The organism is Pseudonocardia broussonetiae, assembly GCF_013155125.1.
Taxonomy (GTDB): Bacteria; Actinomycetota; Actinomycetes; order Mycobacteriales; family Pseudonocardiaceae; genus Pseudonocardia; species Pseudonocardia broussonetiae.
Genome location: NZ_CP053564.1, coordinates 6,369,482 through 6,393,672 on the forward strand (window position 1 = coordinate 6,369,482; position 24,191 = coordinate 6,393,672).

Consider the following 24,191-nt stretch of genomic DNA (forward strand, 5'->3'; position numbering starts at 1 on the left):
TACCGCGGGTCGGCGTCAGGGGCTCCCGAGCGCGGTCGCCGCCGCGATCCGTCCGAAGCAGAACGCCTCCGACAGGTTGGCGCCGTCGGCCGGGTAGAGCATGCCGATCGGCTGGCCCAGCTCGCCCGCCGCGAACAGGCCCGGGACCGGCTCCCCGTAGGGGTCCAGGACGCGCGCGGCGGCGTCGCGGCGCGGACCACCGGACGTGTTCGACCCCCCGGGGTAGAGCGGGACGCAGTAGTACGGCGGCGTGAGCGGCACGAGCGTCTCCGGGCCGCGACCGAGCGGGTCGGTGCCCGCGGCGCACGCCGTGTTGTAGTCGGCGACCGCGCGGTCCAGGGACGCCGGGTCCGGCATGCCGACCGCGGCACCCGCCTCGCCCGGGGTGGCGCCGGTGCCGATCCAGCCGCGCTCGATCTCGGCCGCGTTGTCGGGGCTCCAGTCGTAGAGCCCGACCCGGCACGCCCCGATGTGGGTCAGGGTCAGCGGGCCCGTCGCCCGGCGCCGCTCGTCGAAGACCCAGTAGCTGGGGATGCGGGGGTAGCTGCCGCTCTCGTAGTCGTAGTGCAGCATCTCGTAGTAGTAGCCGTGGAGCAGCTTCGCCTGCATCGTCTCGTCGGCGTAGCGCCGGCCCTGCCGGTCGGTGATCAGGTAGCCGGGCGGGTCGATGTCGATGATGACGTTGAGCCAGCCGTCGTCGAGCGGGAAGTGCCCGATCGCGCGGCCCACCATCTGGTTCATGTGCCAGAGGTCGGCGCCCACGGCCTGGGCCATCCGCAGCCCGTCGCCGGTGTTGCCCGGGTTGCCGTAGAAGTGCACCGGGTAGGCGCGCAGGTGGTCCTGCTTGGCCCGCTCGTCGAACTCGTAGCCCCCCGAGCACAGGACGACGCCGTGCCGCCCGGTGACGTCGCCCGCCGCGGTGCGCACCCCGCGCACCCGGCCGTCCTCCACCAGGAGCCGGGTGGCCGGGGACGACCAGCGGATCTCCACCCCGCGGCGGTGCACGGCCGCGAGGAGCGCGGCGAACAGCGTGTCGCCGCTGCCCGCCCCGGGGTCGAGGCGGCGCACCGCCGCTCCCGGCTGCCCCACCGAGATCGTCGACGCGCCCGGCAGCCCGGGGTGCTCGGCCGTGCCGATGGGCGAGAGCGTGACGCCCGCGGTGTCGGCCAGCCACGCGGCCAGGTCGACGGCGCGCTCGGACCACGCGGCGTTGACCGACGGCGGGATCATGCCCCCGGAGCACGCGTCGAGGTAGCGCGCAGCCGCGGGCCCGTCGTCGGCCAGCATGACCAGGCCGCCCGACATGCGGGTGCTCGGCGTGTGGGCGTGCTCCGGCTGCTTCTCCAGGACCACGACCCGCGCCCCGGCGTCGTGCGCCGCGATCGCGGTCGCCGCGCCGGCCCCACCGAGCCCGACGACCACGAGGTCGTACCCGTCCGACACCGTCACTCCCCCCGCAGCAGTGGGCGTGGACATTAGTCGTTAGACGTATAACGTCACAAGGGAACGCAGCACCCAGGGACGGGAGCCGAGATGCCCGACGGACCCACCGCACCCGCCGAGCGGGCGGTCGAGCGCTTCCTGGCCGCCGTGCACGACCGCGACGCCGACGCCGCCGGGGCGTGCTTCGCCCCCGGCGCCCGGTACCGCAACGTGCCGCACGAGCCGGTGGTCGGACCGGAGGGCGTCGCCGCCCTGCTGCGCCCGGTCCTGGCGCGGTCCGAGGCCGTGCACTGGGAGGTCGTCACCGCCGCCTACGCCCCGGGACGGGCCTGGCTCGAGCGCGTCGACCGGTTCCGCGTCGACGGCGTCGAGCACGCCGTCGCCTGCAACGCGGTCGTCGAGATCGACCCGGGCACCGGGCTGATCACCGAGTTCCGCGACTACCTCGACCTCGGCGAGTGGCGCACCCGGACCGCGGGGGTGTTCGCGTGACCGCCCCGGCGAACCTGACCACCCTGCGCGTCCGCCGCTTCGGCGTCGGGCTCTACACCGGTCAGAAGGACGGCGGCGCCGACTACGCCGACGCCGCCCCGCTCGCCGTCGCCGCCGAGGAGGCCGGGTTCGACTCCTTCTGGGTCACCGAGCACCACGGCCTGCCCGACGGCTACCTCCCCTCCCCGCTCGTCCTGGCCGCCGCCCTGTCCTCGGTCACCTCCCGGATCGCGCTCGGCACCGGGGTGCTGCTCGCCCCCCTGCACCACCCCGTGCGCCTCGCCGAGGACGCCGCCGTCGTCGACCGCCTCAGCTCCGGACGGCTGCTGCTCGGCCTGGGCATCGGCTACGCCGAGCACGAGTACCGCAACTTCGGCGTCGACCCCGCCACCCGCGGCGCCCGCCTCGACGCGCTCGTCACGGCCCTGCGCGACGCCTGGACCGGCGAGCCGTTCGACTCCCCCGCCCTCGGCCTCTCCGGCGTCCGGGTCACCCCCACCCCCACCGGGCACCTCCCCGTCTGGATCGGCGGCTACGCCCCGAACGCGGTCCGCCGCGCCGGCCTGCTCGCCGACGGCCACCTCGTCGGCAAGGGCGAACGCCACATCGTCACCGCCGCCTCCGAGCAGCTCGCGCAGGTGCGCGACCCGGCCGACCCCGGCTTCACCCGCGCCGTCAACGTCGCCTGCGTCCTCGACACCGGCGACGGCGCCGGGGACGCCGCGCGCCGGGCGTTCGCCCGGCAGCAGCGCGTCTACGAGCGCATGCAGGCCGGGCGCGAGGTCTACGCCGGGCTCGTCCCCGACCCCGCCGGCACCGACCCCGCCGGCACCGATCCCGCGGGCACGGGGGACGGCCTGGCCGCCGGCGGCATCGACCGCTACATCCAGGCCTCGGGCGACCCCGACCAGGTCACCGCCACGCTGCTCGGGCTGCTCGACGACCTCGCCGGCTGGGCGAACGTCCACCTCGTCCTGCGGTTCCTGTTCCCCGACCCCGACCTCGACGCCCAGCTGCGGCGCGTGCGGACGTTCGGCGAGCAGGTCCTGCCGGCGCTGCGCGCGCACGACACCCGGGAGGCCCTCGCATGACCCACCCGCTCCCCGTCGAGGACCGGCTCGCGACCGCCGACCTGATGTCGGACTACTGCGAGCTCGTCGACGCCTACGACATCGACGCCGTCGCGCTGCTGTTCACCCCGGACTGCGTCACCGACTACGGCCCGGGCCGGGGCGGGCGCGTGACCGGCCGCAACGCCGTGCGCGACCGCATCGCCGCCGGCCAGGCGCAGTTCCGCCGCACCCACCACCAGCTCGGGCAGAGCCGGCTGCGCCCGCACGCCGGCGACCCCGACCGCATCGACGCCGTCACCTACGTCACCGCCACGCACGAGGAGTGGGACGGGCGGCAGTGGCGGGCGCACCTGCGCTACGTCGACGTCGTGGTCCGCACCGCCGACGGGTGGCTGCTCGCCGAGCGCCGGGTGCACGCCGCCGTGATCGAGGGACGGCCCGAGATCGAGTGGGTGTGGGTGGAGCGCCGCACCCCCTGACCGCGCCGAGCCGACCCGGCGGGTCAGGTGATGCCCAGCAGGCGGGCGAGGTTGCCGCCGAGGACGGCGTCGGTGTCGTCGTCGGACAGGCCCAGCGCCCGGATCGCCTCGATCTCGGCGGCGGGGTCGGCCATCGGCCAGTCGGAGGCGAACACGATCCGCTCCGGCCCGTGCTTCTCCACCGCGGCCCGGACCCGCCCCGGGGCGAGCGTGGCCAGCGAGGGCGGCCACGACGTGTCGAGGTGCACCGGCAGCCCGACGACGGTCTCGACCGCCTCCTCGAAGCGCTTGTAGCCGCCGAAGTGGCACGCGACGACGTCGAGCCGCGGGAACTGCCGCACGATGTCGGCCAGCATCGCGGGGCTGCACCGCTCGCCGGGGTCCGTGCCCGCCGCGCCGACGTGGATGATCACCGCGAACTCCCCGGACATCGCGTCGAGGGTGGCGAGCAGCCGCGGGTCGTCTAGGCGCAGGTCCTGGAACATCGGGTGCACCTTGGCGCCCTTGAGCCCGTGGGCGCGCAGGCTCGCCACGTTCTCCTCCGGCGACAGTCCCGGGTGCACCGACCCGAAGCCCACGAACCGCGACGGGTCCAGGGAGCCGGCGAACCGGTTGGCGTTGTCGACGCGGTCCGGGGTGTTCGCCACGCCCAGGCAGACCGAGCGGTCCACCCCGGACGCGGCCATCACCTCGGTGAGGCTGCCGACCGTGCCGTCGCCGAACCTCTTCAGGTCGGCGGGCGACCCCGCGATGGCCTTGCGCGCGACCCGGTCCGGGTAGACGTGCGTGTGCCCGTCGATGATCACAGCTTGTTCACCTCTCCGCCGTCGAAGACGACCACCGAGCCGGTCATGAAGTCCGACAGCGGGCTCGCCAGGTAGCAGACCAGCGGCCCGAACTCCTCGGTCCGGCCCATCCGGCCCGCCGGGATCTTCCGCAGCCGCCGCGTCAGCGTCTCGGGGTCGTCGAGGACCGCGGACTGGGCGTCGGTCTCGAAGGCGCCCGGCGCGATCGCGGTGACCTGGACCCCGAACCGCCCCCACTCCGCCGCGAGCGCCTTCGTGAACTGCAGGACCGCGCCCTTGGACGCGGAGTAGGACACCAGCACCGGTTTGCCGTTGATCCCCGACGTGCTCGCGATGTTGATGATCTTGCCGGAGCGCTGGGCGAGGAAGTGCCTGCCCGCGGCCCGGGAGAGCACCGCGGGCGCGCGGACGTTGACGTCGAACACCTCGTCCCACTGCTCCTGCGGCTGGTCGACGAACCGTCCCGCCGGGGCGATGCCCGCGTTGTTGACCACGACGTCGAGCCGGCCGAACCGCTCCACGGCGAGGTCGGCCAGCGCGGCCACCTCCTCGGCGGAGCGCATGTCGACGGTCGCGATCGCGATCCGGTCCGGGTCGGTCGCCCGCAGCTCCTCCAGGTCGCTCGTGGAGCGGGCCACGGCGAGCACCCGGACGCCCTCGGCGGCCAGCGCCGCGGCGGCGGCGCGCCCCAGGCCCCGGCTCGCGCCGGTCACGATGGCCGTCCGGCCCTCCAGACCGAGGTCCATCACCGCTCCCCCGACGTGGTGGCGATCTCGACGACGGCCCGCTTGGCGATCTTGCCGACCGCGTTCTTGGGCAGCGAGTCGAGCGTGATCACCCGCTCCGGGACCTTGATCGTCGGCAGCCCGGCCGCCCGGCAGTGCTCCTGCAGCGCGGCCTCGTCGACCGACGCCCCGCCCCGCAGGGCGACGGCGGCCAGCACCGACTCGCCCCACTCCCGGTCGGGCAGGCCGACGACCGCGGCCTCCAGCACCGCGGGGTGGGAGTAGAGCACGTTCTCGATCTCCGACGGCGTGATGTTGTAGCCGCCCCGGATGATGAGGTCCTTCTTGCGGTCGACGATGTAGAGGTAGCCCTGGTCGTCGAACTGCCCGATGTCGCCCGAGTGCACCCACCCGTCGACCAGCGTCTCGGCCGTCTTCTCCGGGTTCCGGTGGTAGCCCAGCATCGTGTACGGCGTGTGGAACAGGACCTCGCCCCGCTCGCCGGTGGCGCAGTCGCGACCCTCGTCGTCGACCACCCGGACGTCGGTGAGGAACGAGGGCCGCCCGGCCGACGCGGTCAGCCCGGTGCGCCCGGCCGCGATCAGCCGGTGGTCGTCCTGGCGCAGCATGGTCGCGATCGAGGCGACCTCGGCCATCCCGTAGAGCTGGCTGAACACCGGCCCGTAGCGCTGCACCAGCTCCGTGACGCGGTCGGGCGCGATCGGCGCCGCGCCGTAGCCGATCGAGGTGAGCGTGGCCAGCTCGGACGGGGCGGTCCCGGCCTCCAGCAGGCGGTACAGCATCGTCGGCACGAGGTAGCTGTGCGTCGCCCCGCGCTTGGTCGCCTCGGCGGCGAACTCTCCGGGATCGAACCCGCGGGCGTCGAGGAACCCCACCGCGCCCCCCAGGAAGAAGGTCGGCGCGAGGGTGATCTGCACGCTCGAGTTGTGCGGGATCGCGGTGAGCCAGCGCGAGGAGGCCGACATCCCGTACTCGAGCCCCGCGACCATCGCGTGCGTCGCGACGGCCCGGGCGTCGAAGAGGATGCCCTTGGGGGCCCCGGTCGTGCCGCTGGTGTAGACGATGCAGAACTCGTCGCCCGGGCGGCGGGCGTGCACCGTGGGCGGCGGCGCGGACGAGGCGGCGAGCAGCGACCCGTAGCCGGCGTCGGACGGGTCGTCGACGTCGAGGACGGCGAGGTCGAACTCGGCGGCCAGCTCGGCGGCCAGCTCGCGGAAGGGCGCCTCGGTGACCAGCACGCGGGCGCCGGCGTTGCCGAAGATCGACCGGTACTCCTCGTGGCTCATCCGGAAGTTGAGGCCGCAGTAGACGGCCCCCGCCTTCGCGCAGCCGGCGATCGCCTCGGCGACCTCGAGCCGGTTGCGCAGCAGGACCGCGACCCGGTTCCCCGGGCGCACCCCGAACCGGCCCTGCAGCGTGTGGGCGAGCCGGTTGGTGCGCTCGTCGAGCTCGGCGTAGGTCAGCGACCGGTCGCCGTCGAACGCCGCGACCGCGCGCGGCGTGCTCCGGGCGTGCGCCAGTACCGCGACACCGATGTCCATGTCGTCCTCTCAGGGGGGCCGGGCGGGTCAGACGTAGAGGACGACGTCGTCGCCCTCGGCGCGGACCTCGTAGACGCGGACCCGCAGCCGGCCCATGTCGACCAGCGGGCGTCCGGTGTCGAGCCGGAACTCGTAGCCGTGCCACGGGCACACCACGAACTCGTTGTGCCGGCCGTAGGAGTACTCGTGCGGCGCGCTGTCCTGCATCGTCCCCTTGACCACGCCCTCGCAGAGCGGCGCGCCGTGGTGCGGGCAGCGGTTCATCAGCGCGTGCAGGCGGCCGTCGACGTTGAGCACGCCGATCGACCGGCCGTCGATCTCGACGATCCGGCGGCTGCCCGGGGGCAGCTCGGCGAGGGTGGCGACGACGTGCCGGGTGCCCTCGGGCGCGGCGGTGGTGGCGGTGCCGGTGGTCGCGTCAGTCAAGGCGGTCTCCGTAGACGGCGCGCGGTGTGTCGACCTGGATGGCGCGGCGCAGCTCCGGCGAGAGGCCCTGCAGCGCGCGGTCCGGGTTGTCGAAGTCCCAGTGGGGGTAGTCGGAGCTGTACATCAGCACGCGGTCGGCGTGCAGCATCTCCATCAGCGGCGCCAGGTGGCGCGGGTCGTGCGGCTCGATGAAGGGCTGCGTCGTGAAGCGGACGTTGCCCAGCAGGTACTCCGACGGCGGCTTCGTCAGCCACGGCACCTCGTTGCGCAGGCCCTTCCAGTCGCGGTCGAGCTTCCACATCACCTCCAGGGCCCACAGGAAGCCGCCCTCGGCGATCACGTGGGTGAGGTTCGGGAACTTCTCGAACACCCCGTGGCAGATCATGCTCAGCGTGTTGGACTGGTGGATCTGCCCGAGCGCGGTGTGCCACTCCAGGTAGAACGTCGGCGTGCCGGCCATCTGCGGCGCCTTCGCGAACACGTTCTCCGTACCCGAGGGGTGGGTGACGATCGGCAGCTCGTGCCGCGCGCAGGCCTCGTAGATCGGCCAGTAGTGCTTCTCCCCCATGAGGATCTGGCCCAGCGGAAACACCGCGACGACCCCGTCCCGATCCGCCATCCGGTCGATCTCGGCGACCGCGGCCTCCGGGTCCTGCGGGGCGACGACGATCGCGCCGCGGAAGCGCTCGTCGACCTGCAGCCAGCGCTCGCACATCCACTCGTTGTAGGCCGAGGCGATCGTGGCCGCGACCATGCCGTCGGGCATCGCCCCGATCCCCAGGCACTGCCCCGACAGCAGCACGGAGCGGTAGATCCGGTGCGGGTCCAGCAGCTGCTTCGCGACGAACTCCGGGTCGGTGGCCGGCGGCATCCCGGGCCGGGCGGCGTCCTCGCGGTAGGCACCGGCCGGGTTGATGTAGAGGTAGTCCAGCGGCAGCGTGAACTGCGCCGCGGCCATCCCCTTCGCCCAGTCGGCCCCGCTGATCCCCAGCCGGGTCCGCCAGGTCTCGGTCATGTACGGCATCAGGTCCCGGATGCCGTTGACGAAGTTGGGGTGCACGTCGGAGTCGATCACTCCGTTGCGCTTCAGGTCGGACCGGTCGGAGGCCCCGCGGGGCGCCCCGGACGTGGTCGTCGGGTCGGTGGTCGTCGTGTCGATCGTCGTCACTGCCGATCTCCTCCGGTGGTGGTGGCGCTGGTCAGCGGGCGCGTCCGAGCAGCGCCGCGTTGTAGTACTGGGCCCCCGAGCCGGCTCCGGCGGCGAGGGCGACCTCGGCCCCGGCGACCTGCCGGGCGCCGGCCGTGCCGCGCAGCTGGCGGACGGCCTCGACGATCTTCAGCGTGGGGGCGCCCCAGCCGATGTGGCTGAAGCTCAGCAGCCCGCCGTCGGTGCAGGTGGGCAGCTTCCCGTCCGGGCCGATCCCCGTGGCGATCGCGAAGTCGGTGCCCTCGCCGGTGGCGCAGAAGCCGAGCGCCTCGAACTGGCGGGCGACCTCGAGGGAGTTGACGTCGTAGAGCTGGGCGACGTCGACGTCCGACGGGCCGAGCCCGGCCAGGGCGAACGCCTTGCGCCCGGCGTCGGCGCCCAGCGACCAGACCTCGTCGTAGCGGGCCGGGTCGACGTACTGCTGCCGTGCCCACTCCATGCCCGCGCCCAGGAGCACGACCGGCGGGTGCGGCAGGTCGCGCGCCCGCTCCAGGGTGGTGACGACGATCGCGGCGCCGCCCTCCGAGGCCAGGCACAGGTCCAGCAGCGTGAACGGGTCGACCACCGGGGGCGCGGCGAGGACGTCGTCGGCGGTGTAGGGGCCGCGGCCGTGCATCACGGCGTCCGGGTTGGCCGAGCCGGTGGTGCGGATCGTCGCCGCGATCTCGGCCGCCCCCCGGCGCGCGTGCGGGAAGCGGGCCAGGTGCCGCTGCGCGACGAGCGCGAAGTGCGTGGCCGTGAACGCGCCGAACGGCTCCACGAACTCGTTGCCCGGCCGCGTGTAGGAGGCGACGCGGCCGCCGCCGAGCACCCCGGCCTGCCCGCCGGTGATCAGGACCGTGGTGGCCTGCCCGGTGAGGATCGCCCCCGCGGCGTCGACGAGTGCGGGGACGCCCTGCGGGTAGGAGTCGCCGATCCACCCGATCGGCACGCCGAGCAGGGTGGACCAGTCGGCGGAGCCGGGGGCCAGCTCGGTGCCGCCGGGGCCGGGCCAGCGGGCGGCGATGCCGTCGACGTCGGTGTGCCGCAGGCCGGCGTCGGCCAGCGCGAGCTTCGCCGCGTCCAGGGCCACCTGCAGCGAGTTCCGTTCGGAGCGCTTCACCTGCGGCGTCAGCCCGACGCCGACGACGGCCACGTCGGAGAGCCTCACGACCGGACCTCCCGGAACGCGGGGAGCGTGCGGCCGCCGCGCTCCTCCCAGGTGATCTCCACGGCCGCGCCGATCCCGGGCAGCGGCTCGCCCACCAGCGTCGCGAGCATGCTCCAGCCCTCGTCGAGGTCGACGATGCCGAGCCCGAAGGGCACCGCGAAGCCGGGGCCGGGGGCCTTGTGCACGACGGTGGCGCTGTAGACGCGGCCGCGGCCCGTGCTCGGCTCGTACGCCCAGTCCTCCGACAGGCACGCCGGGCAGGCGATCTGCGGAGTGAAGAAGTTGCGCCCGCACTCGCGGCAGACGGGACGGACCAGCTCGTGCCGGGCCGCCGCGGCCCAGAACGGCGCGGTCAGGGCGGGCGCGCCCGGTCCGTCGACGACGGTCATCCGCCACCCACCAGGAGCAGGTGCGCGGCCTCCTTGACGGTCATCCCCACCGCGACGCCGCGCCGTGCCGCGGCCTCGTTGTGCGCGCTGATCAGGCCCATCTCGTAGCCGAGGAAGGCGTCGCCGATCGGCGCGGTGGTGCCGTCGATGCAGGCGCCCGCGAGCCCGGCCTCGTCGGCGGTGACCAGCCCGGCGATGCCGGACCGGTTCTTGCTCATCCCGCCGTCGTGGCAGATGAAGCCCCACGGCCGCGCCTCGAGCAGGAACTTCGCGCCGCTGCGGCCGGTGTGCCCGGCGGTGACGAGGACCGAGGTGTCCTCGTCCTCGGGGTAGGCCCAGACGATCGAGTCGGTGACGACCACGCGCCGCCCGCTCTCGTGGGTCTCCACGACCTCGCGGCGCACCTTGTTGCCGACCTCGGTGTCGGTGGGGTCGTTGTCCAGCAGCACGTCCGCCGCTTCGGCGACGGTCATGCCGGCCTTCACCCCGCAGGTTTCGGCCACGTAGTTGACGTGCGTCACCACGCCGGAGCGGTAGAGGTCCTCGCCGTTGCCCATGTCGGCGGTCATGCCGTCCGCGGTCGCGGCGGGGATGCCGAGCGCCTCCAGGTACCACAGGCCCGCGATGCCGGCGCCGTCCTTGCCGACGCAGGCGTCGTGCCCGATGACGCCGCGCGGGCGGTGGACCGCCACCATCCGCGCGGGCAGCACCCCGATGTAGGACGCGGGCACGACGACGTCGCGGCCGGTGTTGCGGGCGTCGACGTAGCGCGCGGAGTCCATGGTGACGACCCGCCGGCCGCCGCGCTCCACCACGATCTCCTGCGGGTGGTCCTGCTCCCGCTCCAGCAGCGTCTTGCTCATCGGATGGTCCTGACGTCGTCGGCACCGGTTCGCCCGCACGTCGCGGCGACCAAATCTAGGGATACTATTAACAGCTGATCCGATCCTAGACGGAACTGGCCGTGATCACCAGACACGGCGGCCCGAAAACGCGGGAAGGCCGCCCCCGGCACCGGGGACGGCCTCCGCACCTCAGACGTCGTTCGGGCTCAGGTCGCGTACATCTCCCAGCTCAGGACCTCGTCCATCTGCCGCTGGTAGTGCCGTTCGAAGTAGGCGAGCGTGTCGTCCATGTGCTTGCGCATGGCCGCCTCGGCGCGGGCGCCCTCGCCGGACTCGATGCCCGTGCAGACCTCGTCGTGCGCCTGCCACACCAGCTTGCGGAACCGGCGCGGGTAGTCGACGCCGAGGACCGTGCCGTCGGTGATCCAGTGCAGCGAGTTGATGCAGTAGCCGAACAGGGCGTTGTCCGAGCCCCAGGCGACGAGGTCGTGGAACCGCCGGTTCTCGTCGAGGAACGCCTCGCGGTCGTCGAGCCTCGCCCCCATCGCGTCGACCGAGCCGCGCAGGTCGGCCAGCAGGCCCGCGTCCCCCCGCTCCGCGCAGAGCCGCGCGGTGATCGGCTCCAGCAGCTGCCGGGTCTCGATCACGGCCCGGAACGGGGTGTCGGCGAACTGCATCAGCAGCGCCAGCGTGCTGGCCAGGTGCCGGGAGTCCGGCGAGGTCACGACCGGCCCGCCGCCCGGCCCGGGCCGGATCGTCAGCACGCCCTGCAGCTCGAGCACGCGCAGCGCCTCACGCAGGGTGTTGCGCCCGACGTTGTAGGTCTCGAGCATGTCCCGCTCGGGCGGCAGGTGCGCGCCCGCCTGCAGGTTGCGGTCCTTGATCTCCTTGACGATGCGCTGCGCGATCACCGTCGCCCGCTTGGGAGGCATCCCCGACGGCACGGATCGTGGCGCGACGTCCCTGCGTGCGGCGGTCATGCGAACTCCCCTGGCGGTGCCGATATCGTCATCATCGTACTCAGGGATGCAGGCCATCCCGGCGGCCCCGCCACGGGCGCCCCGCGGTCTCGACTCGCCTGGCGCAATTCAGTATCATAGTACTCATGGACTTCACAGAGAAGTGGTTCGGCCTGGGCGCCGCCGAGCGCGCGCTCCAGGAGGAGGCCGCCGCTCTCACCGCCTCCGTCGCGGACATCGCGGCCGAGGCCGACGCGATGAGCGAGATCCACCCGGGGATGCGGGAGGCCCTGCGCGCCAGCGGCCTGGCCGCCCTGATGGTGCCCGCCGAGTTCGGCGGCCGCGGCGCGCAGGTCGACCCCCTGGCCGTCTGCCTGGTCCGCGAGGTCCTCATGAAGGGCTCCTCGCACCTCGACTCGATGTTCGCCCTGCAGGGCATCGGCAGCTACGCGATCACCGTCGGCGGCACCGACGAGCAGCGCCGCCACTGGCTGCCGCGGGTCGCGTCGATGGAGACCCTGGCCGGGCTGGCCCTCACCGAGGACAACGCCGGCTCCGACCTCAAGAACGTGTCGACGACGGTCACGGAGAAGGACGGCGAGCTGGTCGTCCACGGGGAGAAGTCGTTCATCTCCAACGCCGGGGCGGCCGACTTCCTCGTCACGCTCGTCAAGGAGGAGCTCGACGGCGGCCCCGCGCTCTCGCTGGTGCTCGTCCCCTCCGACGCACCCGGCGTCAGCACCCGGCCCAGCCCGGAGCTGATCGCGCCGCACGTGCTCGGCGACGTGAGCTTCGACGGCGTCGTGCTCCCGCCGCAGGCGCGCCTGGGCGTGCCCGGCAAGGCGATGTCGCTCGTGCTGAGCACCCTCGCGGTGTTCCGCGTGTCCGTCGCCGGCGCCGCGGTCGGGCTGGCCACCGGCGCCCTCGAGGAGGCCGCCCGGCACGCCCGGACCCGCGAGCAGTTCGGCCGGCCGCTGCTCAAGCACGGCCCCGTCGCCCAGCTGCTCGCCGACTCCTGGAACGACGTCGAGATGGCCCGGCTGCTCACCTACCAGGCCGCGTCCGCCGCCCGCGAGGACGCGCGCGGAGCGCTGAACCGCTCCTCGATGGCGAAGGTCGCGGCGACCGAGGCCGCCAGCCGGGTCGTGGACCGCTGCGTGCAGGTCATGGGCCGCTGGGGCCTGGTCGCGAACAGCCCGATCGAGCGCTACTACCGCCAGGCCCGGCCGATGCGCCTCTACGAGGGCGCGTCCGAGGTCCTCAAGCTCGGCATCGCCACGACCCTGTGCGCCGAGGTCGGCCCCGGCGCGGCCCGGTGACCCGCACCGTCCTCGTCACCGGGGGCGCGTCGGGGATCGGGGCCGCGTGCGCGGCCCTGCTCGCCGAGCAGGGCTGGGCCGTCGAGGTCGCGGACCTGCGGCCCGGCCCCGGCCACCACGAGCTCGACGTCGCCGACCCCGCGGCGTGGGCGGCGGTGCTCGACGCCGTCGGCCCCGTCAACGCCCTGGTCAACTGCGGCGGCCACCGCAGCCGGGGCGCGCTGGTCGACCTCGACGTCGCCGAGTTCGAGCGGATGCTGCGCGTGCACGTCGTCGGCACGTTCCTCGGCGTCCAGGCGTGCGCGCGGCGCTGGATCGCCGACGGCACCCCGGGGTCGGTCGTGACGATGAGCTCGGTGACCAACACCCAGGCCGTCGCCGGGCAGCCGCACTACGTCGCGGCGAAGGCCGGGGTCGCCGGACTGGTGCGGGCGGCCGCGGTCGAGCTGGCCCCCCACGGGATCCGGGTGAACGCGATCGCCCCGGGCGTCATCCGCACGCCCATGACCGCCGACCGGCTCGGCGACCCCGAGCAGACCGCGTGGCTGATGAACCGGGTGCCGGCCCGCCGGCCCGGCGAGCCCGTGGAGATCGCCGCGGCGGTCGGCTTCCTCGTCTCCGACGCCGCGTCCTACGTCACGGGGACGGTCCTGCCCGTCGACGGGGCGTGGACGGCGTCGTAGCCGGACCACGACCCCCGTGAGCACTCCAACCGGCCCCTCCCGGGGCCCCCGCCCCGCCACCGTCGTCGGCGTCAGCGCCCTCGCGGTCGGGTTCGGCGCCTCCCCCGGGTTCGTTCTCGGCTTCCTCGCCGTGCCGCTGCAGGCCGACCTCGACCTGGAGCGGTGGCAGGTCGGGCTGCTCGTCGGCGCGTTCTTCGGCGCGACCGGCCTGGGCTCGATCGTCGGGGGCCGGATCGCCGAGCGCGTCGGCCCGCGGCGCGCCGTCGTCGCCGACCAGCTCGTCGTCGCGCTGGCCCTGGCCACCGCGGCGCTCCTGCCGCACTACGCCGTGCTGCTCGGCGCCGCGGTCGTCGCGGGCGCGGGCTACGCCCTCACCAACGCCGGCACGAGCATCGCGATCGCCGCGGCGCTGCCGCCGCACCGGCACGGCGTCGCGCTCGCCGTCCGCACGGCGGGGGTGCCGCTGCTCGTCGCGATCTCCGCGGTGGTCGCGGCCGGGACCGCGGAGCTCGTCGGCTGGCGCGCGGTGCTCGGCGGGTACGCGCCGCTGCTGCTGCTCGTCGCCGCGCTCGCCCTCGCCGTGCTGCCCGGCCTCGCACCCGCGACGGCCGGCCGGACCGGCCCGGCCCCGCTCCCCCGCCGGTTCGGGTGGTTCCCGCTCGCGGCGTTCGCGCTGATCGCGGGCTCGCAGGCGCTGTTCTCGTGGATGGTGCCCTTCCTGCACGAGGTCGGCGGGGTGTCGCTCGCGGCGGCCGGCGCGCTCACCTCGACGGGGTCCCTCGCCGCGATCGTCGGGATGGTGGTGCTCGCCCGCCGCTCGGACCGGGCGGCGGCCGGCGGCAGGCTGCCCGCGATCGTCGTGCTGTGCCTGCTCGTCGCGGTCGGCCAGCTGCTGCTCGTCGCCGGGATACCGACCGGGCCGCCGCTCATGGTCGCCGGTCTGCTCGTCGCCACCGTCGCCCAGCTGGCGGCCATCAGCCTCATGCACGCGGCCGTGATCGCCGCGGCCCCCGGCGCGGTCGGCCGCGCGGCCGGCGTGACGATGGCCGGCTACTACCTCGGCGCCCTGGCCGGCCCGCCGCTGTTCGGGCTCCTCGTCGACCGCACGGGCGGCTACGGCCCGGCCTGGCTGGCCTGCGCCGCGCTGGTCGTGGCGGGCGCCGCGGGGTTCTGGCGGTGCCGGCGGATCACGTCGCCAGCGCCCGCGCGAGCCGCTCCCGGTAGCGCGCCACCGACTCCAGCTTGACCTGCTCGTAGCCGCGGACGAGGTCCGGCAGCCCCGCGACCTCGACGGCGTGCGCGTGCGTCGCCGGCGTGAGGGCGTCGAGCAGGCCGTCGAGCACGGCCCGGTACTCGACGACGAGGTCGCGCTCGACCCGGCGCACGTGCGCGAGCCCGAAGGGGTCGAACGGAGTGCCGCGCAGCCGGCGCATCGCCCGCAGCACCCGGAACACCGGCGTCTCCGCCGGGCCGAGCCCGATCTTGCGCCGCAGGCCGATCGCGCGGAGCGCGGGCGGGTGGAGCCGGCGGGTGGCCCGGGCGCCGACGCCGAAGCGGGCCTCGACCTCGGCGGCCAGCGCGGGGCCCAGCGACAGCCGCGCCACCTCGTACTCGTCCTTGTAGGCCATGAGCGCGTGCAGGTTCCGGGCCACGGCCTCGGCCAGCGCCGTCGACCCGGGCACGGCGGCGGCCTCCGCCGCCCGGACCCGCTCGACGTCGTCGGCGTAGCGCGCGGCGTACCGGGCGTCCTGGTAGGCGACGAGCTCGGGGACGCGGACGCCGACCAGGCGGGCCAGCTCCGACCCCGGCTCGGCGCGCACCCGCACGGCCGGCCCGGGCGCGGCCGGTGCCGCGGGGGCGGGCGGGGCCGGCGGCGGGGCCAGCGCGGCGGCGAGCGCGTCCGGGTCGGCGACGGCCTGGCGCCCCCGGCGGAAGGCCTGCACGTTGGCCTCGACGGCGACCCCGTTGAGCGCGATCGCCCGCTCCACCGCGTCTGCCGGCAGCGGCAGCGCCCCGGCCTGGAACGCGGCGCCGACGAGCAGCAGGTTCGCGTACTGGTCGCCGCCGAACAGCCGCTCGGCCAGGTCCCGGGCGTCGAGCAGCACACTGCTGCGGGCGGCGGCGGTGATGCGGCCGGTCACCTCGTCGACGTCGGGGAAGGTGGTGTCCGGGTCGACGACCATGGCCCCGGTCGGCACGCGGCCGGTGGAGACGACCGCGAGCGTGCGGGCGGGGTCGGCCACCGCGAGGTTCCCGGCGTCGGCCCCGGCGAGCAGGTCGGCGCACAGGTAGAGGTCGGCCTCGCGGGCGGCGAGCCGCCCGGCTGCCTCGCGCGGCCCGGCCGTGATCTTCAGGTCGGAGACGACGGCGCCGCCCTTCTGCGCCAGGCCCGTCTGGTCGAGCCCGCGCACCCGGCGGCCCGCGAGCAGCGCCGCGGTGGCCAGCACCTGCGCCACCGTGACGACGCCGGTGCCGCCGACGCCGACCATCCGCAGCGCGAACTCCGCGGCACCGGACCCCGGCGGGGGCGGCGGCAGGAGGGCGTCGTCCAGCGCGGGGACGGCGACGCGCGCCGGCGCCGCGCCCGGCACGACGGTGAGGAAGGACGGGCAGTCACCGGCCAGGCAGGAGAAGTCGAGGTTGCAGGACGACTGGTGGATCTGCGTCTTCCGCCCGAACTCGGTCTCCACCGGCTGCACCGACAGGCAGTTCGACGCGCGGCCGCAGTCGCCGCAGCCCTCGCACACCCGCTCGTCGATCATGACCCGCTGGGCCGGCGTCGGCAGCGTGCCGCGCTTGCGCTTGCGCCGCTTCTCCGCGGCGCACTCCTGGTCGTGGATCAGCACGGTCACGCCGGGCACGGCCGCGAGCACGCTCTGGGCCTCGGCGAGCCGCTCGCGCGGCCACACCTCGACGCCCGGGGCGAGCGCCGCCCCGCGGTGGCGGCCCGGGTCCTCGGCGGTGACGATCGTGCGGGCCACGCCCTCGGCCGCGAGCAGGCGGGTCAGCGCGGGCACGGTCAGCGCGCCGACGGCGTCCTGCCCGCCGGTCATGGCGACGGTCGCGTTGTGCAGCAGCTTGAACGTGATGTCGACGCCCGCCGCCACCGCGGCGCGCACGGCGAGCGAGCCCGAGTGGTGGAACGTGCCGTCGCCGATGTTCTGCACGAAGTGCCGGGCCTCGACGAACGGCGCCATCCCGATCCACTGCGTCCCCTCGCCGCCCATCTGCGTCAGGCCGGTGACGTCGCCGACCTGCCGCGGGTCCATCAGCAGCACCATCGCGTGGCAGCCGATGCCCGCACCGACGAGGGAGGCGTCCCCGGGCTTGGTCGAGGTGTTGTGCGGGCAGCCCGAGCAGAAGTACGGGGTGCGCCCGAGCAGCGGCAGGTCGATCCGGCTCCGCCGCGCCCGACCGCGCGCCGGGCGGCGGCGCTCGCGCCACGCGGCGACGCTCGGCAGGTCGGCCAGCAGCCCGGCCAGCCCGGTGGCGACGAGATCGGGATCGAGCTCGCCGTGCGGGGGGAACAGCGGCGCGCCGCCGCGGCCGGCCTTGCCGAGCACCGCGGGGGCCCCGGGACGCCCGTAGAGCAGGTCCTTGACCGCGGCCTCGACGAACGACCGCTTCTCCTCCACCACGACGACCTCGCGCAGGCCCGCGGCGAACTCCCGGACGATCCCGGGCTCGACGGGGTGCACCATCCCCAGCTTGAGCAGGCGCACCCCGCGGCGGCGCAGCTCGTCGTCGTCGAGGCCGAGGGCGTCGAGCGCCTGGCGCAGGTCGAGGTAGGTCTTGCCCGCCGCGACCAGGCCGATCCGGTCGTCGCCGGTGCGGACGGTGATCCGGTCGAGCCCGTTGGCCGCGGCGTAGCGGCGGGCCAGCTCCAGGCGGGCCCGGTGCAGGTCGCGCTCCAGGGGGCCGAGCGCCGGCTGGAGCAGGTGCCCGGTGACGGTGTGCCGGTAGGGCCGCCCGTCGGCCTCCAGCTCGGGGAGCACCGGGTCGAAGCCGTCGAGCCCCGCGCGGACGGTCGCCGACCCGTCGGCGACGGCCGTGACGACCTTCAGCCCGGCCCACAGGCCGCTGGCCCGGGACAGCGCGATCCCGTGCAGCCCGAGGCGGACCACGTCCTGCGGGTCGGCCGGGTACAGCACCGGCACCGCCAGGTCGGCGAGGGCGAACTCCGAGGCGCACGGCACGCTCGACGACTTCGCGCCCGGGTCGTCGCCGACCAGCGCGAGCACGCCGCCGGTGCGGTGGGTGCCCATGAGGTTGGCGTGCCGGATCGCGTCCGACGCCCGGTCCAGGCCGGGCGCCTTGCCGTACCAGACGCCGACCACGCCGTCGTGGCGCATCCCGCCCGTCACGGCGGCCAGCTGGGTGCCCTGCACGGCCGTCGCCGCGGCCTCCTCGTTGAGGCCCGGGGTGAACACGACGCCGTGCTCGTCGAGCAGGCGGCGGTGCCGGCCCAGCTCGAGGTCGAGCCCGGCCAGCGGCGACCCCTCGTAGCCGGAGACGAAGGTGCGGGTGTCGAGCCCGCGGGCCCGGTCGTGCCGGTGCTGGTCGAGCAGCACCCGCACGAGCGCCTGCAGCCCGGTGAGGTGCACCAGCCCGAAGTCCGCGGTGTAGCGGTCGGTGAGGGCGTAGGACCGGAGGGGGCGGACGTCGGTGAGCAAGGGGTACCTCCGAGCACCGTTGGCCATGGGATGACGACGCTAGGAACGGGCCGGGCCACCGTCCAGGCCCTGTGCAGCGGACATGGGCCAGTGGCATAGTCGTCACCACCACAACGACGCTTGGAGGAGGCATCCGGACCATGATCCTCGACGAGCTCGACCGGGCACTGCTGGTGCTCCTGCTGGAGCGGCCGCGGGCCGGGCTGCGCGAGTACGCCCGCAACCTCGGGATCGCGCGCGGCACGGTTGCGAGCCGGTTCCTGCGGCTGCAGGAGTCCGGCGCGATCGCGAGCCTCGCCCCGCAGGTCGCGCCGCGCGCGTTCGGCTACGCCATCCACGCCTTCGTGCACCTGGACCTGGCCCAGGGCCGGCTCGACTCGGTCGTCGCGCGGCTGGCCGAGGTGCCCGAGGTCGTGGAGGCGCACACGGTCACCGGGGACGGCGACCTGCTCTGCCAGCTGGTCGCGCGCGACACCGCCGAGCTGGAGAGCCTGGTCCAGACGCTCATCGCGGTGGACGGGGTCGTGCGGACGCGCTCGCAGATCGCGCTCACCCAGCGCATCCCGCGCCGCACGCTGCCGCTCGTGCGCGCCGCGCGCTGGCGCGCCCGGCGGTGAGCTACCCGCGCACCCGCCACACGCAGGGCTCGACGGTGTCGGCGGGCGGGGACACCGTCCAGGCGCCGCCGCCGTGCGCCGCGATGGCCCGGACGCACCGGGCGCAGTAGCGCGGGCGGCCGCCGGGCACGCCCGGCACCTCCCCCTCGGCGACCGTGGCCGCGTCGGGCACGTCGCGCCAGTAGCGCTGGCCGGTGCCGCAGGCGTGGCGGAACTCGACGTCGCCGGTGGCGGCGTCGGTGGTCGCCGTGCCGACCGAGCCGTGGGCGCGCAGCAGCGCGGCCACCTCCCCCGCGTCGACGCCGGCCCCGACGAGCCGGTCGAGCGGCACGGCCGCCGAGCCGATCAGGTCGTCGATGACGTCGGCGACGGGGCGGTCGCGGCAGGCGAGGTCGAGCAGCGCCGCGATGAGCCCGATCAGGCGGTCGTGCAGCTCCCGCCAGGTGCCGTGCTCCGCGGTCACGAGCGCCAGCACGTCCTCGGACGCGCCGAGGCGGCGCAGCTGCTCGGGCAGCGGCACCAGGTGCGGCTCGTCCCCGCTCACGACGGGCTCACCGGAGGTAGGACGCGACGAGCTCGTCGGAGTCGAGCAGCTCGGCGGACGGGCGGTCGAGCTCGTTGCGGCCGTTGCGCAGGATGTAGGTGCGGTCCGACACCCGCAGCGCCGACGCCTGCTGCTCCACGATGAGGAAGGTGACCCCGTCCTCGCGCAGGTCGCGCACCACCGTGAACAGGTCGCCGACGATCCGCGGGGCGAGGCCGAACGAGAGCTCGTCGATCAGCAGCAGCCGGGGGCGCCCCATCAGCGCGCGGGCCAGGGCCAGCATCTGCTGCTGCCCGCCCGACAGCGACGACGCCGACGCGGCCAGCCGCCCGGCCAGCTCCGGGAAGACGCCGAGGACGCGGTCGCGGTCGGCCCGCAGCTCCGCCCCGGACCGCCTGCTGCTCACCGCGCCGAGGTCGAGGTTCTCCCCGACGGTCAGGGTCTGGAAGATGCCCCGGCCCTCCGGGAGCTGGCACAGCCCCAGCGCCGCGCGCTTCTCCGGCGTCGTCCGGCCGAGGTCGGTGCCGTCGAAGGACACCTGCCCCGCCCACACCGGCAGCACGCCCGAGAGCAGCCGCATCAGCGTCGTCTTCCCGGTGCCGTTGGGGCCGAGCACCGTCACGATCTCGCCCTGCTCCACGTGCAGGCTGATGTCGTGGAGGACCTCCAGCCGCCCGTAGCCGGTGCGCACCCGCTCAACGTCCAGCAGCAAAGCCAGCTCCCAGGTACGCCTCGACGACGACCGGGTCCCGCAGGACCTCCTCCGGTGCGCCGAACTGGATGATCCGTCCGAAGTGCAGCACGGCCGCGACGGGGCACAGCCGGCTGATGAGCTCGAGGTCGTGCTCGATGATGACGATCGCCGTGCCCGCCTCGCCCGTCCAGGCGCGCAGTCCCTCGACCAGCCGGTCGACGTCCTCGGCGCCCAGCCCGGCCGCGGGCTCGTCGAGCAGCAGCACCGTCGGCTCGTTGAGCAGCGCCCGGACCACCTCGATGATCTTCTGGGTGCCGATCGGGAACCGGCCCGCCTGCCGGCCGCCGACGTCGGCGAGACCGAACGCGTCGAGCAGGGCCGCGGCCCGCTCGCGCACGCGCGCCTCGTCCTCGCGGGCGGTGCGCAGGCCGAGCAGCTCGGCGACGTGGCCCGCCCGGTGGTGCCGGGTGCCGCCGACGAGCACGTTGTCGACCACGGAGAGGTCGGGGATGAGCCGCGGCGTCTGGAACGTGCGCGACACCCCCATCCGCGCGACGGCGTGCGGGGCGAGCCCCACGACCTCCTGGTCGCCGATGCGGACCGTGCCCGCGTCGGGCTGCAGGTAGCCGGAGATGACGTTGAGGCAGGTGGTCTTGCCGGCGCCGTTGGGGCCGATCAGCCCGGTGAAGCCCGGGCGGGCGGCGAAGCTGACGCCGTCCAGGACCAGGTTGCCGCCGAACGCCTTGCGGACGTCGGTCAGCTCGATGAGCGCGCGGTCAGCCGGCACGGCCGGTCCCCTCCCCCGTCGCCGCCCGGCCCCGCGAGGTCAGGCGCCCGACCCACCGGGACTCCCGGGCGGTCCGGCCCAGCGACACCAGCCCGCCGGGCAGCACCGCGATCGCGAGCATGAGCACGATCCCGTACGCGATGGCCTGCAGGTCGCCGAGGTCCTGGAAGAACTCGATGAGCACGACGGCGAACGCCGCGCCCACCACCGGCCCCCACAGCGACCCGGCCCCGCCGACGAACACCATCACCAGCATCGGCACCAGCAGGTTCATCCCGAACATGGCCGGGAAGATGAACGTCTGCAGCTGCGCGTAGAGCGCACCGGCGATCGCGGCGAGGAAGCCCGAGAGGGCGAACGCGGTGAGCCGGTACCGCAGCACCGACACGCCCAGCGAGCCCGAGAGCGTGCCGAGGTGGCGCACCGTCTGCAGCGTGCGCCCGAAGCGCCCGACCAGCGCCCGGCGCACCAGGACGTAGGCGACCACCGCCACGACCAGCGTGACGAAGTAGGTGGACGCGCTCCCGGTGATGCCCGGGATCTTCCACACCGCCACGTCCATCCCGCCGCCGCCGCCGGTGATCGGGGCGGCCACGGTGAGCACCTCGATGATCGCCATGCCCAGCGCGAGCGTGGCGATGGCCAGGAAGAAGCCCGTGAGGCGGATCGCGGGGAAGCCGATGACCACGGCGAGCGTGGCGGCGGCCAGCGCGACCAGCGGGATCGTCAGGAGGAAGGGCACGCCCCCGTCGACGGCGATGGCGCTGCCGTAGGCGCCGATCGCGAACAGCGCGGCGTGGGCCAGGCCGATCTGCCCGGACCAGCCGACGAGCAGGTTGAACCCGAGCGTGCTGATGACGTAGACGAGCGTCAGGTTCAGCACGAACAGCATGTAGGTGTTCACCCCGAACGGGGCGGCGAACAGGACGGCGACGGCGACGACGGCCGCCACCGCCTTCAGGGCGCCGCGACCCCGGGCCGGGGCCGCCGTGCCGCGCGTGCGCGGCACCGGTGCGCCCGCCGGCGCGGGTTCGCCGACCGTGGTCACCACTGCTCCTCCGGACTCAGACATCGCGCAGCCTCACGCCCTTCGTGAACCCGTCCGGCCGGACGAGCAGCACGATCACCACGGCCAGCAGGGCCACCGCGAACTGCGCCGTGCCGGACACGTAGGCCCCCACGGTCTGCTGGATGACCCCGAGCGCCAGGCCGCCCGCGAACGTGCCGATGAGCGAGACGAAGCCGCCCATCGTCGCGGCGACGAACCCGTAGATGATCAGTGACGCCGCGGAGTGCGTGGACACCAGCGTCGACTGAGCCTGCAGCATCACCGCCATCGCCGCGATCAGCCCGCCCACGCCCCAGGCGATCGCCGACAGCCGCCCGGCGTTGACCCCGACCAGGCGGGCCGTGGCGCGGTTCTCGGCCACCGCGCGCATCTGCGCCCCGGTGGACGTGCGGAAGAACCAGGTGATCGCGATGGCACCGGCGGCGCCCACCGCGATCGTGACGACCTGGGCCCAGCTGATCTCGAAGCCCGCGACCGTGAAGTAGCTGCCCGACCACGGCGCGGTGAAGCTGCGGGGGTCGTGGCCCCAGATCAGGCCGATCAGCGCGTTGAGCGCCAGGGAGAGCCCGATCGTCATGAGCAGGAGCGGGAAGTGGCCGTGCTTCGCGAGCCTGCGCATGAGCAGCAGGTCGATCGCCACGGCCAGCACCGCCCCGCCGAGCAGGGTCACGACCACCGCCACCCAGAAGTTCGCGGCGCCGGCGTTCACCACCGTGCCGACGTAGGTGGCCACCAGCCCGATCTCGGCCATCGCGAAGTTCGGTACGTCGGCCGCCTTCATCACGACGACGATGGCCAGCCCGAGGAGGGCGAACCAGCTGCCCGCCTCCAGGCCGCTCAGCGCTGTCTGCACCATCGGGCTCTCCGCTCCGGTCCGTTCACGGTCGTCGTGGGTGGCACCCCGGCTAGCTGGGCGCCTGGAACTCCTGCAGGATCTGCCACTGGCCGCCGCGCACGATCGCGAGGCCGGCCTGGTTCACGCAGGTGTGGCCGCCCGGGAGCGGCCCGCACTCGATGTCAGGGATCGCGCCGAGGGAGATGGGGTCCTCGCGCAGGCCCTCGGCGACGGCCTGGAAGTTGGCGTAGCCCATGTCGTCGCCCATGCGCTGCACGAGCTCAGCGAACGCGCGCAGCGAGCTGTAGGTCTGCAGCGAGAAGCCGCTCGTGCCCTGCTCGCCCGAGTACTGCTGGGCCAGCCCGCGCCAGTGCTCCACGTCGGGGTTGTCCGTCGACACCGTGTCGACCTGCATGCCGCCGATCAGGCCCTCGGCCGCCGCGCCGGCCGGCCCGATCGCGCTGGGCCCGCCCGTGCCCGCCCCGCCCTGGTCGGCGAACACCGGCACCGTGACGCCGCGGTTGCGCAGGCCCTGCAGGATGAGCCCGACCTGGGTGTTGTCCGTGGCCAGCAGGACGGCCTGCGGGTTCGCGGCGATGATGTTGTTCACCGCGGAGCTGACGTCGGTCGACCCGGTCTGCGTCTCCTGCTCGGCGACGATCCGCATCTCCGGGTGCTTGGGCAGCTGGTCGGTCAGCGCGGCGGTCATCGACACGCCGAGGTCGTTGTTCTGGCGGATCACGCCGATCTCGGTGAGGCCCTGCGCCGCGTAGTAGTCGATCGCGACCTGGATCTGGCTCTTGCGCGTGGCGCTGAGCAGGTAGACCTCGTCGAGGTCGGGGTCGCCGGGCGACACCGGGCCCCACACCGGCGTGCCGTTCTCGGCGATGAACGACCACGTGCCGGGCAGCCCCTGCGAACCGGCCGGCGCGACCAGGGCGTAGACGCCCTCCTGCGACACCAGGCGCCGGACGTTGGTGACCACGCGGTCGGGGGCGAACGCGTCGTCGAGGAGCACCAGTTCGACCTGGCGACCGTTGATCCCGCCCGCCGCGTTGATCTCGTCGGCGGCGATCCGCAGGCCCGCCTCGAGCCCCTGCCCCGCGACGGCGGCCGTGCCGGTGAGCGGCAGCGTCGCGCCGATCGTGATGGCCGTGTCGGTCACCCCGGGCGGTGCCTCGCCCGCGGCGGCGCCGCCCCCGTCGTCGGCGATGCTGCCGCACCCGGAGACGAGCAGTGCCGTGGAGAGCGCGGTGGCGAGGAGCAGGCGCCTGGTCGTCATGCGGTTCCTCCGTTGGACCCGGACTGTGTTCGATCGACCGATCTGGGACGTGCACGGGGGCGGACCCCCACCGGCGACCCGCAGGATCGCGGGGTGTGACGCAGGCGACCCGGCGCCGAATCTAGAGGCCGC

General features: G+C 74.7%; 24 protein-coding genes. 7 read left to right on the top strand and 17 right to left on the bottom strand.

What is annotated here, in order from left to right:
* Positions 1-15: 15 nt before the first annotated feature.
* Positions 16-1,443, bottom strand: coding sequence for an FAD-dependent oxidoreductase (locus HOP40_RS30895; RefSeq protein ID WP_172165851.1), 1,428 nt, complete (start codon positions 1,441-1,443; stop codon positions 16-18).
* Between the two features lie 90 nt (positions 1,444-1,533).
* On the opposite strand from HOP40_RS30895, the gene HOP40_RS30900 reads away from it, so the two are divergent.
* Genes HOP40_RS30900 through HOP40_RS30910 form a run of 3 tightly spaced genes read left to right on the top strand, consistent with a single transcriptional unit; the run spans position 1,534 to position 3,487 of the window.
* Entirely contained in the window at positions 1,534-1,935 is a 402-nt protein-coding gene (locus tag HOP40_RS30900; RefSeq protein ID WP_172165854.1) for a nuclear transport factor 2 family protein, read from the top strand.
* The gene (locus HOP40_RS30905; RefSeq protein WP_172165857.1) at positions 1,932-3,026 is read left to right on the top strand and encodes an LLM class flavin-dependent oxidoreductase; all 1,095 of its coding nucleotides are present in this window, start codon (positions 1,932-1,934) and stop codon (positions 3,024-3,026) included. Before HOP40_RS30900 ends, HOP40_RS30905 begins: the two co-directional genes overlap by 4 nt.
* Entirely contained in the window at positions 3,023-3,487 is a 465-nt protein-coding gene (locus HOP40_RS30910) for a nuclear transport factor 2 family protein (RefSeq protein WP_172165860.1), read from the top strand. The genes HOP40_RS30905 and HOP40_RS30910 overlap by 4 nt, the downstream gene beginning before the upstream one ends.
* A 23-nt stretch (positions 3,488-3,510) precedes the next feature.
* On the opposite strand, the gene HOP40_RS30915 is transcribed toward HOP40_RS30910, so the two are convergent.
* The 9 genes from HOP40_RS30915 to HOP40_RS30955 form a co-directional block, all read right to left on the bottom strand.
* Complete coding sequence (locus HOP40_RS30915; protein ID WP_172165863.1) at positions 3,511-4,293, bottom strand: amidohydrolase family protein; 783 nt, start codon at positions 4,291-4,293, stop codon at positions 3,511-3,513.
* Positions 4,290-5,039, bottom strand: coding sequence for an SDR family NAD(P)-dependent oxidoreductase (locus HOP40_RS30920; protein ID WP_172165866.1), 750 nt, complete (start codon positions 5,037-5,039; stop codon positions 4,290-4,292). Before HOP40_RS30920 ends, HOP40_RS30915 begins: the two co-directional genes overlap by 4 nt.
* The gene (locus tag HOP40_RS30925) at positions 5,039-6,580 is read right to left on the bottom strand and encodes a class I adenylate-forming enzyme family protein (RefSeq protein WP_172165869.1); all 1,542 of its coding nucleotides are present in this window, start codon (positions 6,578-6,580) and stop codon (positions 5,039-5,041) included. Before HOP40_RS30925 ends, HOP40_RS30920 begins: the two co-directional genes overlap by 1 nt.
* A 27-nt stretch (positions 6,581-6,607) precedes the next feature.
* Entirely contained in the window at positions 6,608-7,006 is a 399-nt protein-coding gene (locus tag HOP40_RS30930; protein ID WP_172165872.1) for a Rieske (2Fe-2S) protein, read from the bottom strand.
* Positions 6,999-8,174: an amidohydrolase family protein gene (locus HOP40_RS30935; RefSeq protein WP_172165875.1), complete on the bottom strand. Its 1,176-nt coding sequence runs from the start codon at positions 8,172-8,174 to the stop codon at positions 6,999-7,001. The genes HOP40_RS30930 and HOP40_RS30935 overlap by 8 nt, the downstream gene beginning before the upstream one ends.
* A gap of 31 nt (positions 8,175-8,205) precedes the next feature.
* Entirely contained in the window at positions 8,206-9,363 is a 1,158-nt protein-coding gene (locus HOP40_RS30940; RefSeq protein WP_172165878.1) for a thiolase family protein, read from the bottom strand.
* Positions 9,360-9,752 (bottom strand): Zn-ribbon domain-containing OB-fold protein, encoded by a 393-nt coding sequence (locus tag HOP40_RS30945; protein ID WP_172165896.1) that lies wholly within the window; start codon positions 9,750-9,752, stop codon positions 9,360-9,362. Before HOP40_RS30945 ends, HOP40_RS30940 begins: the two co-directional genes overlap by 4 nt.
* Positions 9,749-10,615, bottom strand: coding sequence for a hypothetical protein (locus HOP40_RS30950; RefSeq protein ID WP_172165899.1), 867 nt, complete (start codon positions 10,613-10,615; stop codon positions 9,749-9,751). The genes HOP40_RS30945 and HOP40_RS30950 overlap by 4 nt, the downstream gene beginning before the upstream one ends.
* Positions 10,616-10,803: 188 nt before the next feature.
* A complete protein-coding gene (locus tag HOP40_RS30955; protein ID WP_172165902.1) occupies positions 10,804-11,577 on the bottom strand; it encodes a FadR/GntR family transcriptional regulator in 774 nt (257 codons plus the stop codon).
* A gap of 125 nt (positions 11,578-11,702) precedes the next feature.
* Between HOP40_RS30955 and HOP40_RS30960 the strand changes: the two genes are divergently transcribed.
* The 3 genes from HOP40_RS30960 to HOP40_RS30970 are packed head-to-tail and all read left to right on the top strand — an operon-like array spanning position 11,703 to position 14,804.
* Positions 11,703-12,875: an acyl-CoA dehydrogenase family protein gene (locus HOP40_RS30960; RefSeq protein WP_172165905.1), complete on the top strand. Its 1,173-nt coding sequence runs from the start codon at positions 11,703-11,705 to the stop codon at positions 12,873-12,875.
* Positions 12,872-13,558 carry an SDR family NAD(P)-dependent oxidoreductase gene (locus tag HOP40_RS30965; RefSeq protein ID WP_172165908.1) on the top strand — a complete coding sequence of 229 codons (687 nt, stop codon included), beginning with the start codon at positions 12,872-12,874 and terminating at the stop codon, positions 13,556-13,558. Before HOP40_RS30960 ends, HOP40_RS30965 begins: the two co-directional genes overlap by 4 nt.
* 16 nt (positions 13,559-13,574) lie before the next feature.
* On the top strand, positions 13,575-14,804 hold the full coding sequence (locus HOP40_RS30970) for an MFS transporter (RefSeq protein ID WP_172165911.1): 1,230 nt from the start codon (positions 13,575-13,577) through the stop codon (positions 14,802-14,804).
* Here HOP40_RS30970 and HOP40_RS30975 read toward each other — a convergent pair.
* A complete protein-coding gene (locus HOP40_RS30975; protein WP_240157375.1) occupies positions 14,746-18,231 on the bottom strand; it encodes an indolepyruvate ferredoxin oxidoreductase family protein in 3,486 nt (1,161 codons plus the stop codon). The genes HOP40_RS30970 and HOP40_RS30975 overlap by 59 nt on opposite strands.
* 140 nt (positions 18,232-18,371) lie before the next feature.
* Between HOP40_RS30975 and HOP40_RS30980 the strand changes: the two genes are divergently transcribed.
* Entirely contained in the window at positions 18,372-18,848 is a 477-nt protein-coding gene (locus tag HOP40_RS30980; RefSeq protein WP_172165917.1) for an Lrp/AsnC family transcriptional regulator, read from the top strand.
* Position 18,849: 1 nt separating this feature from the next.
* On the opposite strand, the gene HOP40_RS30985 is transcribed toward HOP40_RS30980, so the two are convergent.
* From HOP40_RS30985 to HOP40_RS31010, 6 genes are read right to left on the bottom strand one after another with little or no spacing between them, the layout of a single operon-like run.
* Positions 18,850-19,392 carry a hypothetical protein gene (locus HOP40_RS30985; protein WP_172165920.1) on the bottom strand — a complete coding sequence of 181 codons (543 nt, stop codon included), beginning with the start codon at positions 19,390-19,392 and terminating at the stop codon, positions 18,850-18,852.
* Positions 19,393-19,399: 7 nt separating this feature from the next.
* Entirely contained in the window at positions 19,400-20,104 is a 705-nt protein-coding gene (locus HOP40_RS30990; RefSeq protein WP_172165923.1) for an ABC transporter ATP-binding protein, read from the bottom strand.
* A complete protein-coding gene (locus tag HOP40_RS30995) occupies positions 20,088-20,873 on the bottom strand; it encodes an ABC transporter ATP-binding protein (protein WP_172165926.1) in 786 nt (261 codons plus the stop codon). Before HOP40_RS30995 ends, HOP40_RS30990 begins: the two co-directional genes overlap by 17 nt.
* A complete protein-coding gene (locus HOP40_RS31000) occupies positions 20,863-21,921 on the bottom strand; it encodes a branched-chain amino acid ABC transporter permease (protein WP_172165929.1) in 1,059 nt (352 codons plus the stop codon). The genes HOP40_RS30995 and HOP40_RS31000 overlap by 11 nt, the downstream gene beginning before the upstream one ends.
* Positions 21,922-21,937: 16 nt before the next feature.
* Positions 21,938-22,798, bottom strand: a complete 861-nt coding sequence (locus HOP40_RS31005; RefSeq protein ID WP_172165932.1) for a branched-chain amino acid ABC transporter permease — start codon at positions 22,796-22,798, stop codon at positions 21,938-21,940.
* Between the two features lie 49 nt (positions 22,799-22,847).
* Positions 22,848-24,059: an ABC transporter substrate-binding protein gene (locus tag HOP40_RS31010; RefSeq protein ID WP_172165935.1), complete on the bottom strand. Its 1,212-nt coding sequence runs from the start codon at positions 24,057-24,059 to the stop codon at positions 22,848-22,850.
* Between the last annotated feature and the right edge of the window lie 132 nt (positions 24,060-24,191).

Bases quoted from the DNA above. Each gene is read 5' to 3' on its own strand.
- HOP40_RS30955 (WP_172165902.1), bottom strand. From the start codon at position 11,577: ATGACCGCCGCACGCAGGGACGTCGCGCCACGATCCGTGCCGTCGGGG.
- HOP40_RS30945 (WP_172165896.1), bottom strand. From the start codon at position 9,752: ATGACCGTCGTCGACGGACCGGGCGCGCCCGCCCTGACCGCGCCGTTC.
- HOP40_RS30960 (WP_172165905.1), top strand. From the start codon at position 11,703: ATGGACTTCACAGAGAAGTGGTTCGGCCTGGGCGCCGCCGAGCGCGCG.
- HOP40_RS30980 (WP_172165917.1), top strand. From the start codon at position 18,372: ATGATCCTCGACGAGCTCGACCGGGCACTGCTGGTGCTCCTGCTGGAG.
- HOP40_RS30910 (WP_172165860.1), top strand. From the start codon at position 3,023: ATGACCCACCCGCTCCCCGTCGAGGACCGGCTCGCGACCGCCGACCTG.
- HOP40_RS30920 (WP_172165866.1), bottom strand. From the start codon at position 5,039: ATGGACCTCGGTCTGGAGGGCCGGACGGCCATCGTGACCGGCGCGAGC.
- HOP40_RS31010 (WP_172165935.1), bottom strand. From the start codon at position 24,059: ATGACGACCAGGCGCCTGCTCCTCGCCACCGCGCTCTCCACGGCACTG.
- HOP40_RS30925 (WP_172165869.1), bottom strand. From the start codon at position 6,580: ATGGACATCGGTGTCGCGGTACTGGCGCACGCCCGGAGCACGCCGCGC.
- HOP40_RS30950 (WP_172165899.1), bottom strand. From the start codon at position 10,615: ATGAGCAAGACGCTGCTGGAGCGGGAGCAGGACCACCCGCAGGAGATC.
- HOP40_RS31005 (WP_172165932.1), bottom strand. From the start codon at position 22,798: ATGGTGCAGACAGCGCTGAGCGGCCTGGAGGCGGGCAGCTGGTTCGCC.
- HOP40_RS30900 (WP_172165854.1), top strand. From the start codon at position 1,534: ATGCCCGACGGACCCACCGCACCCGCCGAGCGGGCGGTCGAGCGCTTC.